Consider the following 14,848-nt stretch of genomic DNA (forward strand, 5'->3'; position numbering starts at 1 on the left):
TTGGCGGCCGGCGTCTGCCTGTCGCTGATCGCCCAGATCGCCGAACAGGTCGACTACCTTCGCTTCATGCCGCCCCGGACCCCGACCAATTCCCGGAGCTGGTGGACCTGGATGCTGCTGGCAGGCCCCGGCTGGGTCGTCTTCGGGGCGGCCAAACAAGTCATCGGCCTGTTTCTCGCCGTCTATCTGATCTCCAATGTCGCGGGCTCGACGCCGATCGCCAACCAGCCCGTCCACCAGTTCCTGCTGATATACCGCAACTTCATGCCCGACTGGCAGGCGCTGACGCTCGCCGTGATCTTGGTGGTGATCAGCCAGATCAAGATCAACGTGACGAACGCCTATTCGGGCTCGCTGGCATGGACCAATTCGTTCACCCGCGTCACGAAGCACTATCCGGGACGCGTGGTGTTCCTCGGCGTCAACCTCGTCATCGCGTTGATTCTGATGGAAGCCAACATGTTCGACTTTCTCAACACGATCCTCGGTTTTTACGCCAACTGCGGCATGGCGTGGGTGGTGGCGGTGGCCTCCGACATCGTCTTCAACAAATACCTGTTGAAGCTGTCACCGAAGACGCCCGAGTTCCGCCGCGGCATGTTGTACGCCATCAACCCCGTTGGCTTCGGTTCGCTGCTGCTGGCGGCCGGGCTGTCGATCATCGCGTTCTTCGGTGGCCTGGGCGCGGCGCTTCGGCCCTACTCGCCGCTGGTCGCGATCGTCCTGGCGCTGGTGATGCCGCCCATCCTCGCGGCCGTGACGAAGGGCAAGTACTACCTGCGGCGCACCCACGACGGCATCGACCTGCCCATGCACGACGACCACGGCAACCCGTCAGCCGAACAGTTGAAGTGCCATGTCTGCCATCACGACTACGAGCGGCCCGACATGCTGGCGTGCCACACGCACGACGCGCACGTCTGCTCGCTGTGTATATCCACCGACCGGGTGGGCGACCACGTGCTGCCCGCCCTTGGTTGAACGTCGCCGTATGCTTGGGCGCTGATGGCTGAGACGACCACGTGCGCCATCGTCGGCGGCGGCCCCGCCGGAATGGTCCTCGGGCTGCTCCTCGCGCGGGCCGGTGTCCAGGTCACCCTGCTCGAGAAGCACGGTGACTTCCTGCGCGACTTTCGCGGTGACACGGTGCATCCGACCACCATGCGGTTGCTCGACGAGCTGGGCTTGTGGGGGCGCTTCACGGAGTTGCACTACAGCGAGGTTCGCAAGGCGAAATTCGAGGCGAATGGGCACTCGGTCACCTACATCGACTTCGAGCGGCTCGGGCGCCTCGGGCAGCCGCATCCTTACATCGCCATGGTGCCGCAGTGGGATCTGCTGAATCTGCTCACCCAGGCCGCCAAAGCCGAGCCCAGCTTCACCTTGCGGATGCGGACCGAGGTCACCGGATTACTGCGCGAGGGCGGCCGGGTCACCGGAGTGCGCTACCTGGGACCCGACGGACCCGGTGAATTGCGGGCCGAGTTGACGGTGGCCTGCGATGGCCGATGGTCGATCGCCCGCCGGGAGGCCGGACTGAAGACACGCGAGTTCCCGGTGAACTTCGACGTGTGGTGGTTCAGGTTGCCCCGCGAAGGCGATGAGGAGTTCTCGTTCCTGCCCCGCTTCGCGCCGGGCAAGGGTCTTGGCGTGATCCCACGCGAGGGCTACAACCAGATCGCGTATCTCGGACCCAAAGGCACGGACGCCCAGCTGCGGGCGCGGGGCATCGATGCGTTCCGCCGCGACGTGAGCGCGCTGATTCCGGAGGCGGGCGAGTCGCTGGGGACGCTCACGTCCATGGACGACGTCAAGCATCTCGACGTTCACGTGAATCGGTTGCACCGCTGGCACGTTGACGGGCTGCTGTGCATCGGCGATGCCGCGCACGCGATGTCCCCACTGGGCGGCGTCGGGATCAACCTGGCGGTCCAAGACGCCGTCGCGGCAGCGACCAAATTGGCCGTGCCACTGCAGCGGCACGACGTCACCGATCGCGACCTGGCGGCCGTCCGCCGGCGCCGTGTGGTACCCACCGCGGTGACCCAGGCGGTGCAACGGGTACTGGCCGGCAGGCTGCTCGGGCCGCTCCTGCGCGGCGCGGTCCCCACCCCGCCGGCGGCGCTGTTCGGCCTGGTGGAGCGGCTGCCGTGGCTGTCGGTGGTGCCCGCGTACTTCATCGGCGTCGGGGTCCGTCCCGAGCACGCACCGGCTTTCGCCCGTCGCTGAGCGCCGAGGCAGCTCTGACCGGGTGCTAGCGTCAGGTCCGTGTCTGGACACGGAAAGCCGATCCGGTTCGGGATCCTGGGCGCCGCCAACATCGCGCCCCTGGCGCTGGTCAACCCGGCGAAGGAAAACGGCGAGGTCGAGGTGGCCGCCGTCGCCGCGCGCGATGCCTCGCGTGCGCAGGCCTTCGCCAGTAAACACGGCATCGCCCGCGTGCACGACAGCTACGACGCACTGATCGCCGACCCGAACCTCGACGCGATCTACATCCCGCTGCCAAACGGGCTGCACGGCAAGTGGACCCGGGCCGCCGTGGCCGCCGGCAAGCATGTCTTGTGCGAAAAGCCCTTCGCCGCCAACGCCACCGAGGCGCGCGAAATCGCCGAAGTGGCCGCGAATTCGGATCGGGTGGTGATGGAGGCCTTCCACTATCGCTATCACCCGCTGAGCCGGCGCGTCGAGGAGATCATCGCCTCGGGCAAGCTCGGCGAGCTCACGCGGGTGGAGGCCGCGCTGTGCTTCCCGCTGCCGAAATTCTCCGACATCCGCTACAACTACTCGCTGGCCGGCGGGGCGACGATGGACGCCGGGTGCTACGCCGTCCACATGGTCCGCACTTTTGGCGGTTCCACCCCGGAAGTCGTCTCGGCACAGGGGAAATTGCGAGACCCGCGGGTCGACAGGGCCATGACCGCCGAGCTGAAGTTCGCCGGCGGGCACACCGGCCGGGTGCGCTGCTCGATGTGGTCGTCGCGCCTGCTGGAGATCAGGGCGCGCGTGGTCGGCGAACACGGCGAGGTGCGGGTGCGCAATCCGGTGCTGCCCCACCTCATCAATCGGTTGAGCGTCCGGACGCGGGCCGGCAAACGCGTGGAGCGCTTCCCGCGCCGCGCCTCCTACGCCTATCAGCTCGACGCTTTCGCCGCGGCGGTGCTGCGCGGCGAGCCGTTTGAGACGACTCCCGAGGACGCGATCGAGAACATGACCGTCATCGACGCGATTTATCGTTCCGCCGGCCTTCCGCTTCGCGAGCCAAGCTGAGCCTGCGGTGCGGGCTTTCGTCTGCCCCGTCCGTCGTGGCTTCGCACCATTCGAGTCGCGGCGCTGCCCGACTTGCTCGGCCGAGCTCGGATTGCCTCTTCCCGACGTTCGGCCTAGCGGACGATCCGATAGCCGGATCGCCCGGACGGCAGGGATATCGAAGAGCGAGCCTTCCCGCCGATGGCTGCCTGGTGCGGCTCAGGAGATCTCGGACAACAAGTGCCGCGCCGCCTCGACGCACGGGCGCAGGCGATCGATCGGGCTGACGCCTTCCAGCGCAAGCGATCGCCGCGGCACTTCGATCTCGATCACGATGTCGGACGGAAGCTCGACGAGGATGTCGCGCAGCGGCAATTCGCCTTCGCCGGGAACCATCCGCTCGAACATGGCCTCCTCCATGTAGTTGTCAGCGCGGGGCCGCAGCGTCGTATCGTTCAGCTGCGCATACCCGATGTCGCCGGGATCGATTGCCGCGACATCGGCCGCGCCGCAACCGGATCGCACCAGGTGCATGGTGTCGATCAACAAGCGGAAGTCGGGGCGCCCCACGTGCTGCCGCGCGGCCAGCGCGGTCGGCACGTCGCCCACGGTCAGGCCCGGCACCGGTTCGACGACGGTCTGGATGCCGCGTTGGGCGGCGAGTTCGGTCAGGATCGCGAACTGGTCGAAGGTGCGGCCGAGGTCGGGGTCGAGGCTGACGACGTTGATCCGGGGCACGCCGAGCTCGGCCAGCGCGTCGAGATCGGTTGCGAAGGCGTGCATCTCGGCGTCCGGCAGGACCAGGAACCCGTCGCCGAGCGAGATCGCCACTCCGCGGTGATCCATGGCGGCGAGCACCTCTCGTCGCAGGCTCGGGTCCTTCAACGAGAAGGGCGGGTAGCCAAGCGGCACCAAGGGCAGCCCGCGCACCACCGCCGACATGTAGCGACAGCCGAGGTCCGCGGTGAGGTTCACGAATTCCACTGGCGGAAGCCCGAACCCGCACAGGAAACCGACGCCGAGCCGGTCCACGTCAGGCGCCCCGGCCCGCCAACTGGGCCAACTGGTCGGCGGCCTGGGCGGTTTGGGTGGTCAGCGCGATCTTGCCGGATGTCACCTGTTCTTCGATGATCGGCGCCTCCAGGACAAGGTCGTCGCGGATGAAGGCCACGTGGTCTTTCAGATGTGCGGCGGTGTATGCCGCCCACGCCGCCGCCGACGGCGGGTCCATCGTCAGGATCACCTCATAGAAACCCGACGTCAGCGCCTTGGGCTGGTCCACGCGCGTGAGCGCAAGGCGCATCGCCTCCGGGCCCAACGTGTAAACCGTGGTTTTGGCGAGGTCGCAGGTGACTAGAACGCTGGCCGGCGGGGCGGGTGCGCCCGGATCCGTGGCGGGGCATTTGGCCGGCGGTGCCGGCTGGGACTTTTGCACAGGCCGAACCGGCAACGCCTGGATGTTCACCGTGGGCGCCGCCGACGGGGGCGTGGTGGAAGGGGCCGCAGTGGGCGAAGCGCTCGACGTGCTGGGAGGGGCCGCGTGTCGCGTCGAGTGGCAGCCACACAGCACCGCGCCCAGCAACAGCACGATCGTGAGCCTGCGGGTGCCCATCACGCCATTCCACCACACATTTATCGGAGAAACGGTTGCCTGAGCGCGCGATTCGCAGCCGGCTCTTTACGAACACTACGAATATAGAGTAGCCTCACCGTCTGAAGAAACGCGATGGACAGACGACGAAAACCTAACCCCACCGAGCGCCGCCGCGACCTGTGTGATGCGGCGATTCACCTGTTGGCCCATGACGGGGCCAAGGGGCTGAGCCATCTCAAGGTCGACCGCCGGGCCGGTGTGCCGGACGGCACCACCTCGTTCTACTTCCGGACCCGCTCGGCGCTGCTGCGCGCGGTGGCAGAGCGGCTGGCCGAGCTGGACCTGGCGACCCTGCAGTCGGTCGCCGACGACGGCTCCACCGCCCCACAGCACCCATCGCCGTCGCGCTTGTCGCAGGTGGTGATCCAAGCCGGCAGCGAGCCGCAATTGTCCCGGACGAAGGCCCGGTACGAGCTGACGATGCAGGCCACTCGCGACCCCGCGCTGGCCGCGATCCTGCAGCAGGCCACGGACGGGTTCACCAAGCTCCATCGGGAAATCCTGGTGCAGCTCATGCCGCGCGGCGGAGAACTGGAACCGGCCGTGGTCGAGGATCTGAGCAACATCACGCTCACCTTCATCAACGGGCTGCTGCTGCGGTTCGCCCACGGCGACCGCATCATCGAGAGTCCCGAGCAACTCGACGGGATCCTGACGGCTATCGCGACCGGCATTCTGAAGAATTCGGGCAAGGGGCGGCTCACCCGGACCGGCGACGCCCCGGCACGCCGCCGGCGGGCGGTCGCTTCGGGTTGAGCGCACAGACCATGTTTCGCCCCGCCGGCTCTTGCCAGGGCACCCGCCATATGGTTCTCTACGAGAATAGAGAGACTTTATGGCCTATCGCTCGCACCCGTGTCGGAGCGACGCAATTAAGCGGAATGTATAAATCGTCCGGACCGATTCCGGAAATGGCAGCGGCAGGAGAGATTTCGTGACGACGAGCACCGACAGCGACGTCCATTTCGACCCGTACGACGTCGAGCTGATCGTCGACCCGTACCCGATGTTCGCCCGCCTGCGGGACGAGGCGCCGCTTTACTACAACGCCGAATACGACTTCTACGCGATGAGCCGGTTCGCCGATGTCAACAAGGCCCTGGTCGACCACAGCACCTACAGCTCGGCCCGGGGCGTGATCCTCGAGCTCATCAAGGCCAATCTCGAAATCCCTTCGGGCATGTTGATCTTCGAAGACCCGCCGATCCACGACGTGCACCGCAAACTGTTATCGCGAATGTTCACCCCCCGCAAGATCAACGCGCTTGAGCCCATGATTCGGGACTTCTGCGCCCAGCTCCTGGATCCACTGGTGGGTTCGGGGCGATTCGACTTCGTCACGGATCTTGGTGCGATCATGCCGATGAAGGTCATCAGCGCGCTGCTCGGGATTCCCGAAGAAGACCAGGAGTACATTCGCGATCGCGGAAACGCACAACTGCGCACGGAGCCCGGCAAGCCGATGAGCGCCGCCGAGCATGGCCTGTCGGTGGGCGAGCAGTTCGAGGCCTACATCGACTGGCGCGCCGAGAATCCGTCCGACGACATCATGACCGAGTTGCTCAACGTCGAATTTGTCGACGAGACCGGGACCACGCGGCGGCTGAGGCGCGAGGAGATCCTCGTCTACCTCAACGTGGTGGCCGGGGCGGGCAACGAAACCACGACACGGCTGATCGGTTGGGCGGGCAAGGTGCTCGCGGAGCACCCGGATCAGCGTCGTGAACTTGTCGAGAACCCCGGGCTCATCCCGCAGGCGATCGAGGAGCTGCTGCGCTTCGAGCCGCCCGCGCCGCACATGGCACGCTATGTGACCCGCGACGTCAGCCTGTATGACCACACGGTGCCAGAAGGCAGCGTGATGATGATGCTCCTCGGGTCGGCCTGCCGCGACGAGCGCCAATTCGGCCCCGACGCGGGCGAATTCAACATCCATCGCACACCCCGTCCGCACCTCACCTTCAGCGTCGGCGCCCACTTCTGCTTGGGCTCGGCGCTGGCGCGGCTGGAAGGCCGGGTCGCCCTGGAAGAAATCCTCAAGCGCTTCCCGGAGTGGGAGCCCGATCTGGCCAACGCCACGCTCAGCCCGACGTCGTCGGTGCGGGGCTGGGAAACCCTGCCAACCGTGGTGCCTTGATGACGGGCCGGGTCGAGGGCAAGGTCGCCTTCATCAGCGGCGCCGCCCGAGGCCAGGGTCGCAGTCACGCGGTGCGCCTGGCGCAGGAGGGCGCCGACATCATCGCGGTCGACGTGTGCGGGCCCATCGACAACCTGGCCTACCCGCATTCCACCCCGGCCGATCTCGCCGAGACCGCGGATCTGGTGAAGGCGCAGAATCGCCGAATCGTGGCCGCGCAGGTCGACGTGCGCGATTACGACGCCCTCAAGGCCGCGGTGGACGACGGGGTACAGCAACTCGGCCGGCTTGACATCGTCGTCGCGAACGCGGGCATCGGCACCTTCGGCAACAAGCTGCACAAGATCGGCGAGAAGATCTGGCAGGACATGATCGACGTCAACCTCTCCGGCGTCTGGCACACCGTGAAAGCCGGTGTGCCGCACATCATCGCGGGCGGGCGCGGCGGCTCCATCGTGCTGACCGGCTCGGTCGGGTCGCATAAGGCCATGCCTTACACCGGCCACTACATCGCCGCCAAGCACGGCGTGATCGGCCTGATGCGCGCCTTCGCCGTCGAGCTGGGCCAGCACATGATCCGGGTGAACTCGGTACACCCGAGCCAGGTCAACACCCCGATGACCATGAACGACGTGACGTTCCGCCTGTTTCGCCCGGACCTGGAGAATCCCGGACCCGACGACTTCGCGCCGTTCTCGCAGATGACCCACACGCTGCCGGTGCCCTGGGTGGAAGCCGCCGACATCAGCAACGCCGTCCTGTTCCTCGCCTCGGACGAATCCCGTTATGTCACCGGCGTTTCGCTGCCCGTCGATGCGGGTGCCTTGCTCAAATAACATGCTCAAATAACAGAAGTGGAGAAAATCCTATGCCCGAATACGACTACGAAGAGTTGAAGAAGGAAGCCGAGCAGTACATCAAGTTCGAGAAGGACAAGAAGAACCGGATCGCCTACATCACGTTCGATCGTCCCGACGCGCAGAACGCCACCACCTTGGGGATGCGGCAGAACTACGCCGACCTGATCCACAAGTGCAACGTCGACGACGACGTCAAGGTCGTGGTGATCCGTGGCGAGGGCGAGGATTTCGGCAGCGGCGGCGACCTGCCCGAGCAGCGGCCGATGCTGGAGAACCCGGGCCTGCCGCTGCTGCACGAGCTTGCGATCAACGACGACGACGTCAAGTACCCGCCGGGCGGCTCGTATCGCTACCTGTCCACGGTGACCGACTTCTACGCCAAGGCCCGCGCCGGGAACAGGCCGCTGCAGGAGCTGCGCAAGATCAGCATCATCGAGGCCAAGGGGTACTGCTACGGGTGGCACTTCTACCAGGCGGGCGACGCGGATCTGGTGGTGTCCTCCGACGACGCCCTCTTCGGACACCCGGCCTTCCGCTACGTGGGCTGGGGACCACGGCTGTGGTGGTGGGCCGAGACGATGGGCCTGCGGAAGTTCTCCGAAATGCTTTTCACCGGACGGCCGTTCAGTGCCAAGGAGATGTACGACTGCGGCTTCGTCAACAGCGTGGTGCCCCGCGAAAAGCTGGAGGAGGAGACGCTGAAGTATGCGATGGCCTGTGCACGCTCCCGCCCCACGGACACGGTCGCGGTTCAGAAGACGTTCCTGGAGCTGTACAAACAGCACAAGGGCGAATACTTCGGCAGCCTGCTCACCGGCATGGTCGAGGGCATGTTGCCGCTGATCAGCAACGACGCGCAAGAGGTCGACCTCACCGAGGGCACCTTCGAGAAGGGGCTCAACAACGTGGTCAAGGACAACGACCTGAATTTCCCGCCTGAATGGCGCCTCAGCCGCTCGGGCCGAAAGAAGCCCTGACCGCTTTGAGAGGGCGCCCATGCCGGCACTGACGGGCATCCGGGTCGTCGAGTTGGCCGGGACCGTCGCGGGGGAGTACTGCGGGAAGCTGCTGGCCGATTTCGGCGCCGAGGTGATCAAGGTCGAGGCGCCGGAACGCGGCAGCCCCACCCGTGCCATGGCGCCGATCCTCGCCGAGGGGCGCGAAGGCAGCGCGCTGTTCGCCTACCTCAACACGAACAAGCGCTCCGTCGTGCTGGACGATGCCGATCGCCTGCACAAGCTGATCGGCACCGCGGACGCGGTGATTGAAGACCGTGCGGCCGGCTGGTCCGAACGGCACCCCGGTGTGGTGTGCTGCTCGATCACCCCCTTCGGCCAGGGCGTGCCCACCGAGTTCGACAATGCGAAGAGCATCAACGTGTTCCACGCCAGCGGCTGGGGTTATCACACGCCGAGTCATCCCGATCCCGGCAGGCCGCCGCTGCAGGGGCCGGGCCGGTTTCTGGTCGATTACGAAGCGGGACTCGAGGCGGCCCTGTGTGTCGCGTCATCGCTATTCCGGCGCCTGCACACCGGCCACGGCGAATTCGTCGACGTGTCGCAGCACGCCGTGCTGGCGTCCCGCGCCGACTGCATCCTGGGCCGATTCCTCACCGGCGAGGTCCCCGCCGAGGGCCAGCGCGGCGATTACGACCAGGCCGGTCCTGCGGCGTTTTTCGCCTGCGCCGACGGGTTCGTCTATCTCTACATGACCAGTCGCGCCCACTGGCTCGGCGTGCGGGAACTCATGGGGCATCCCGAGTGGCTGGCCGCCTTCGACGACGACTGGCTGGAATTCTCCGTCACGGCGGAAAAGGTCGCCGCGTTTCAGCAGGGGTTCGCCGCCTGGGTCCGGGACCTGGACAAGGAGGCCGCCGCGGACCGGGCGCAGCGGCTGGGGGTGCCGCTGGTCCCCGTCAACCATGCCGCCGATTTGCACCGCTTGCCGCAATACCGCCACCGCGGGTTCTTCCAGGGTGTGAGCCACCCGGTGCTGGGGGACGCGGCATACCCCACCGTGCCGTACGCGCTTGGCGCATCGCCGGCCCGAATCGCCTCCGCCGCACCCGCTCTCGGCCAGCACACCGCTTTGATCCTGGACGGGGCCGAGGGGCCGCGCACCCCGCTGTCGGTCAAGACGCCACAACTCAAGCTGCCCAAAAACCCCCGGGGGGGCCCGTTGGAAGGTGTGCGCGTCGTCGAGCTCACCAAGGTATGGGCCGGCCCGTACGCAGGCAAGCTGCTGGCGATGCTCGGCGCCGAAGTGATCAAGATCGAGACGGCGACCGCCCCCGAGGAGATGCGGGCCTACGGCGGCGCCGACATCAACCACGCCCCCTATTTCCTCAGCATCAACCCCGAAATCCTCAGCGCGGAACTCGATATCAAGTCGACCGAAGGCATGGCGCGGCTGCGCGAGCTGATCGCCCGCAGCGACATCGTCATCAACAACTTGCGGCCGGGCGCGATGGAGCGTCAGGGTTTGGGCTATGAACAACTGGCGGCCATCAAGCCGGACATCATTTCGGTGTCGATCAAGATGTGGGGCAACGACGGACCCCTCGGCCATCAAACCGGCTATGCGCCATGCTTCGCCGCGCTGGCCGGGCTCGCCTCGTTGGTCGGCTACCCGGGCGGCCCGCCACTCGGGACGAGCATGCGCTATGGGGATTCCACGGTCGGCGCGGCCGCCGCCTATGCCGCCGTGGTGGCGTTGCTGCACCGGGAACTCAGCGGCGCGGGCCAGTTCGTCGACGTGTCGGCGGTGGAGACCCTCTCGTCGATGATCGGGGACTGCCTGGTAGAGCAAAGCCTCACCGGGAAACGCCTGGGCCCCAACGGCAACCGGCACCCCGACCTGTTCCCGCACGGGTGCTACCCCTGCGCGAACGATTCGTGGGTCGCGGTGGCCGTGTCCAGCGACGCCGAATGGCGCGGGTTGTGCGGCGCGCTGGGCGCCGCGGCGCTGTGTGACGACGCACGGTACGCCACCGTGGACGAGCGACGCCGTCACGCCGGGGCGCTCGACGCCCAGCTCGCGCGGCTCACCCGCGACCACGACGCCGAGGAACTCGCGCACCGGCTGCGTGCGGCGGGAGTGCCGGCCAGCAAGAGCGCCACCGCGCCGGACGTGATTGCCGATCAACGATTGTGGGGCCGCGAGTTGTACCGCTTCGTCTCCGATCACCGCGAGGGCCAGCGCCCGGTACTGGGGCCGTCGTGGCGGATGGCGCGCGCCCCGGCGCGGATCGAGCGCGGCGCACCAGACCTGGGTGAGGACACCGAGTACGTTCTGCGCGACATCCTGGGCACGGGAACACCGACGGGAGGCCAACCATGACGGAGACACTGGCGGGCACGGTGGCGCTGGTGACCGGCGCCAGCAGCGGCATCGGAGCAGCAACGGCGAAAGCGCTGGCCGCCGAAGGTGCCGCGGTGGCCCTGCTCGCCCGCCGCGCCGACCGACTCGCCGATCTGAAAAGTGAGATCGAATCCGCTGGGGGCACAGCGCTGGTGGTGGCCGCGGATGTCACCGACGCCGCGGAGGTGTCGGCGGCGGTGCAACGAGTCGCCGCCGAACTGGGCCGGCTTGACGCCGTGGTGAACAACGCCGGGCTGATGCGCTCGGGGCCCGCGACCGAGGCGAACATCGAGGATTGGGATGCCATGGTCGCGGTCAACGTGCGCGGCGTCCTGTATGTCGCCCGCGCGGCGCTCCCGCACCTGATCGACGCGGCCACCAGCTCGCCGCGCGGCGTTGCCGACCTGGTCACCATCGGATCCACCGGCGGCTGGGTGGCGCGATCGAACACCGCGGTCTATTCGTTGACGAAATTCGGCGTGAACGCGTTCAGCGAGGGCATCCGCCAGGAGATGCTCGGCAAGCGCGTGCGCGTCGGGGTCGTCAGCCCCGGCACCGTCGACACCGAAATCTTCGCGCATCTGGCCGAACCGGCGCGGGCGGCGGTCGAGCGGCAGACCGCAGGCATGGTCAAGTTGCGTCCGGAAGACATCGCCGACGCGGTGCTCTACATGGTGACGCGGGACCGCCGCGTGGCGGTCAACCACATGCTGGTGCGTGCGGCGGAACAGACTTGGTGACCGGCGAGCAGTTCGGCCTCGCCATCCCGGCCGACCCGGCGGCGTTACGCGGCGCCGGGACACGGTTTCTCACCGACGCGTTCCGGGCGTCCGGCGTGCTCGCGGCCGACAACGCCGTCACGAGCATCACCGCGTTCCGCGAGGTCGCCGGCGGCAGCACCGGACGCAAAGTCGTCCTGTCGGTCGAATACGGCGGGCCGCAGCCCGGCTTGCACACCGACCTGTTCGTCAAGTTCTCCCGCGATCTCGACGATCCGGTACGCGACAGGGGAAAGACCCAGATGGAGGCCGAGGTCCGGTTCGCCGCGCTGTCGCGGGTGCCCGGATTTCCCATCGCGGTACCCGCGGTGCAATTCGCCGACTACGACCGCCCGAGCGGAACCGGCATCCTGATAACCGAACGAATCCCATTCGGCAGCAACGGGATAGAGCTGCAGCATCACAAATGCCTCGACTACGCGCTGCCCGATCCGGTCGAGCACTACCGGGCGCTGCTGACCGCGCTGGGCCGCCTCGCCGGCAGCCACGGATCGGCAACCCTGCCGGACCGGCTGGCCGCGCAGTTCCCGCTCAACGTGCAGGGCGCGACGGTGGGCGAACGAACACCGCATGACGCCGAGAGATTGGACCGGCGCCTGGCCCAGCTCGCCCACTTCGTCGACGCCCGGCCGGGGCTGGTGCCCGCCAACGTCCGCTCGCCAGAGTTCTTGGGACGCTTACGCGAAGACGTCCCGCGGGTAGTACGTCACGAGCACACGGTCATGCGACAGCTGGCCGCCGACTCCGACTACGTCGCGCTGTGCCACTGGAACGCCAACATCGACAACGCCTGGTTTTGGCGGGGTGCCGACGACGTCCTGCGTTGCGGCCTGCTGGACTGGGGATGCGTTGGGCAGATGAACATGGGCATGGCCCTTTGGGGAGCCATGTCCGGCGCCGAAACCGAGCTGTGGAACCGGCATTTCGGCGAGTTGCTGGAACTGTTCGTCGCGGAAGCGCAGGGTTGCGGCGGGCCGCGACTCGACGCCGACCGATTGCGCCGGCACACGCTGCTCTATGCGGCGGTGATGGGCGTCGCCTGGTTGCTGGACGTGCCGGCGTTGATTGGCAAGCGATTCGGCGCGGCAGCGCCCCAAAGCCGCACGGACCCGCGGATCAGGAACGACGAAAGCGTGCGCGCGCCGCTGCAGATGCTGTCCAACCTGCTGAACCTCTGGGAACGGCACGGCGTCGGCGACCTGCTCGATGTGGCCCTGGCCGAGGACGGCTCCGTCAGCCCGCCGGCAGCTTGAGCACGAAACCCTGGGCGTCATCCCCCGCCCAGGGGAGGCCGCCTCCGGTCGCCCGGGAACCCATGCGATCGGTGACGTACACGCTTTGGCTACCGCTCCCAATTCGGAGTCTCGTTAGCAAATCGTCGCACCATCCGGCTACGGGATGGTACGCGTGCATCTTCGTACTCCCTTGTGTCACTGTGGTTTCACTGGTCACAGCGCGGGCGGTTTTGTCGGTGGGTGTTCGTAGAGTTTGGGGCATGGGTGCGAGTAGTCGTGAGGAGATCGTCGAGGTTTTCGACGCGCTCGATCACGATGCGGAGCGCCTGTGCGCGTTGTCTTTCGACGTGTTCACCACCCCGGAGCGGTTACGGGCCCTGGAGCGCCTGGAGCGCGTGGCGCGCCGGTTGCGCACCCCCGGGCACGCGTTGATTAACCAACTCGGGGCTCAGGCCAGCACGGCAGAGTTGGGCGGCACGCTGCGTTCGGCGTTGGCCGACCGGTTGCGCATCACCAAGGCCGAGGCCGCCCGGCGCGTCGATGAGGCCGAGGACCTGGGCCAGCGTCGCGCGCTGACCGGCGAGCCGCTGGCGCCGAAGTTGGCCGCGACCGCCGCCGGGCAACGCCAGGGCCTGATCGGCGACGGGCAGGTGAAGGTGATCCGCGGCTTTTTCGCCCAGCTGCCCGCGCAGGTCGACGTGTTCACCCGCGCGCACGCCGAAGCCGACCTGGCCGGCAAGGCCCGCGGGTTTCGCCCCGACGAGCTGGCCAAATACGCCCAGCGCCTCATGGGCTGCCTGCATCCCGACGGGGAGTTCAGCGACGCCGAACGGGCCCGCCAACGCGGCATCATCCTGGGCGCCCAGCAACACGACGGCATGTCGCGCCTCAGCGGGCTGATCACCCCGGAGCTGCGGGCCGCCATCGAGGCCCTGGTGGCCAAGCTGGGTGCCCCCGGCGCCTGCAACCCCGACGACCAAACCCCCATCGTCGACGCCGCCCCCGACGGGGATGCCGCACGCCGCGACACCCGCTCCCAGGCCCAGCGCAACCACGACGCGTTTGTGGCCGGGCTGCGCGGGCTGTTCGCCTCCGGGCAGCTGGGCCAGCACAACGGGCTACCCGTATCGATCATCGTGACCACCACCCTGCAAGACCTCGAGGCCGCCGCCGGCAAAGCCCTGACCGCCGGCGGCACCCTGGTGCCGATGTCGGATGTCATCCGCTGGGCCGGCCACGCGCATCACTACCTGGCGATCTTCGACAAGGCCCGCTCGCTGGCGCTTTACAGCACCAAACGGATCGCCTCCCCCGCGCAACGCATCATGCTCTACGCCAAAGATCGCGGCTGCACCAAACCCGGCTGCGACGCACCCGCCTACCACAGCCAGGTCCACCACATCCGCGGCTGGGCGGCCACCGGCCGCACCGACATCGACGACCTCACCCTGGCCTGCGGACCCGACAACCGACTCGCCGAACAAGGCTGGACCACCCGCACCAACACCAAAGGCCAAACCGAATGGATCCCCCCACCCCACCTCGACCGCGGACAACCGAGAACCAACGCCTCCCAC

At 67.5% G+C, this 14,848-nt stretch carries 14 protein-coding genes; 12 read left to right on the plus strand and 2 right to left on the minus strand.

Features of this window, described 5'->3' with window-relative positions:
- From A5787_RS24505 to A5787_RS24515, 3 genes are all read left to right on the plus strand, one after another.
- Positions 1-981: cytosine permease (locus tag A5787_RS24505; RefSeq protein WP_369829160.1), on the plus strand; the 981-nt coding region annotated here is incomplete at its 5' end.
- A gap of 24 nt (positions 982-1,005) precedes the next feature.
- Positions 1,006-2,229 carry an FAD-dependent oxidoreductase gene (locus A5787_RS24510; RefSeq protein WP_082977432.1) on the plus strand — a complete coding sequence of 408 codons (1,224 nt, stop codon included), beginning with the start codon at positions 1,006-1,008 and terminating at the stop codon, positions 2,227-2,229.
- A gap of 39 nt (positions 2,230-2,268) precedes the next feature.
- Positions 2,269-3,267 (plus strand): Gfo/Idh/MocA family protein, encoded by a 999-nt coding sequence (locus tag A5787_RS24515; protein WP_066971922.1) that lies wholly within the window; start codon positions 2,269-2,271, stop codon positions 3,265-3,267.
- Positions 3,268-3,465: 198 nt separating this feature from the next.
- Here the strand turns inward: A5787_RS24515 and A5787_RS24520 are convergent, their stop codons facing one another.
- Positions 3,466-4,278 carry a sugar phosphate isomerase/epimerase gene (locus tag A5787_RS24520; protein WP_066971925.1) on the minus strand — a complete coding sequence of 271 codons (813 nt, stop codon included), beginning with the start codon at positions 4,276-4,278 and terminating at the stop codon, positions 3,466-3,468.
- Position 4,279: 1 nt separating this feature from the next.
- Positions 4,280-4,528: a hypothetical protein gene (locus A5787_RS28410; protein ID WP_231994151.1), complete on the minus strand. Its 249-nt coding sequence runs from the start codon at positions 4,526-4,528 to the stop codon at positions 4,280-4,282.
- A 67-nt stretch (positions 4,529-4,595) separates the two neighbouring features.
- Here A5787_RS28410 and A5787_RS27890 point away from each other — a divergent pair, with 67 nt between their 5' ends.
- From A5787_RS27890 to A5787_RS24570, 9 genes are all read left to right on the plus strand, one after another.
- Complete coding sequence (locus A5787_RS27890) at positions 4,596-4,901, plus strand: hypothetical protein (protein WP_197507372.1); 306 nt, start codon at positions 4,596-4,598, stop codon at positions 4,899-4,901.
- A gap of 71 nt (positions 4,902-4,972) precedes the next feature.
- Positions 4,973-5,656, plus strand: a complete 684-nt coding sequence (locus A5787_RS24535; protein WP_066971931.1) for a TetR/AcrR family transcriptional regulator — start codon at positions 4,973-4,975, stop codon at positions 5,654-5,656.
- Positions 5,657-5,834: 178 nt separating this feature from the next.
- Positions 5,835-7,037 (plus strand): cytochrome P450, encoded by a 1,203-nt coding sequence (locus tag A5787_RS24540; protein WP_066971933.1) that lies wholly within the window; start codon positions 5,835-5,837, stop codon positions 7,035-7,037.
- The gene (locus tag A5787_RS24545) at positions 7,037-7,873 is read left to right on the plus strand and encodes a mycofactocin-coupled SDR family oxidoreductase (protein WP_066971935.1); all 837 of its coding nucleotides are present in this window, start codon (positions 7,037-7,039) and stop codon (positions 7,871-7,873) included. The genes A5787_RS24540 and A5787_RS24545 overlap by 1 nt, the downstream gene beginning before the upstream one ends.
- Positions 7,874-7,905: 32 nt before the next feature.
- Positions 7,906-8,874: an enoyl-CoA hydratase/isomerase family protein gene (locus A5787_RS24550; protein WP_066971936.1), complete on the plus strand. Its 969-nt coding sequence runs from the start codon at positions 7,906-7,908 to the stop codon at positions 8,872-8,874.
- Positions 8,875-8,893: 19 nt separating this feature from the next.
- On the plus strand, positions 8,894-11,236 hold the full coding sequence (locus A5787_RS24555; protein WP_066971937.1) for a CaiB/BaiF CoA-transferase family protein: 2,343 nt from the start codon (positions 8,894-8,896) through the stop codon (positions 11,234-11,236).
- Entirely contained in the window at positions 11,233-11,997 is a 765-nt protein-coding gene (locus A5787_RS24560) for an SDR family NAD(P)-dependent oxidoreductase (RefSeq protein ID WP_066971940.1), read from the plus strand. The genes A5787_RS24555 and A5787_RS24560 overlap by 4 nt, the downstream gene beginning before the upstream one ends.
- Positions 11,994-13,289: a hypothetical protein gene (locus A5787_RS24565; RefSeq protein WP_066971941.1), complete on the plus strand. Its 1,296-nt coding sequence runs from the start codon at positions 11,994-11,996 to the stop codon at positions 13,287-13,289. Before A5787_RS24560 ends, A5787_RS24565 begins: the two co-directional genes overlap by 4 nt.
- A gap of 242 nt (positions 13,290-13,531) precedes the next feature.
- On the plus strand, positions 13,532-14,848 hold a 1,317-nt coding region (locus tag A5787_RS24570), incomplete at its 3' end, for an HNH endonuclease signature motif containing protein (RefSeq protein WP_066971942.1).

The organism is Mycobacterium sp. 852002-50816_SCH5313054-b (assembly GCF_001667185.1).
In the GTDB taxonomy this organism is placed as follows: Bacteria; Actinomycetota; Actinomycetes; order Mycobacteriales; family Mycobacteriaceae; genus Mycobacterium.

Coding starts and splice junctions, on each gene's coding strand:
- A5787_RS24550 (WP_066971936.1), top strand. CDS start 7,906: ATGCCCGAATACGACTACGAAGAGTTGAAGAAGGAAGCCGAGCAGTAC.
- A5787_RS24545 (WP_066971935.1), top strand. CDS start 7,037: ATGACGGGCCGGGTCGAGGGCAAGGTCGCCTTCATCAGCGGCGCCGCC.
- A5787_RS24510 (WP_082977432.1), top strand. CDS start 1,006: ATGGCTGAGACGACCACGTGCGCCATCGTCGGCGGCGGCCCCGCCGGA.
- A5787_RS24535 (WP_066971931.1), top strand. CDS start 4,973: ATGGACAGACGACGAAAACCTAACCCCACCGAGCGCCGCCGCGACCTG.
- A5787_RS24555 (WP_066971937.1), top strand. CDS start 8,894: ATGCCGGCACTGACGGGCATCCGGGTCGTCGAGTTGGCCGGGACCGTC.
- A5787_RS24560 (WP_066971940.1), top strand. CDS start 11,233: ATGACGGAGACACTGGCGGGCACGGTGGCGCTGGTGACCGGCGCCAGC.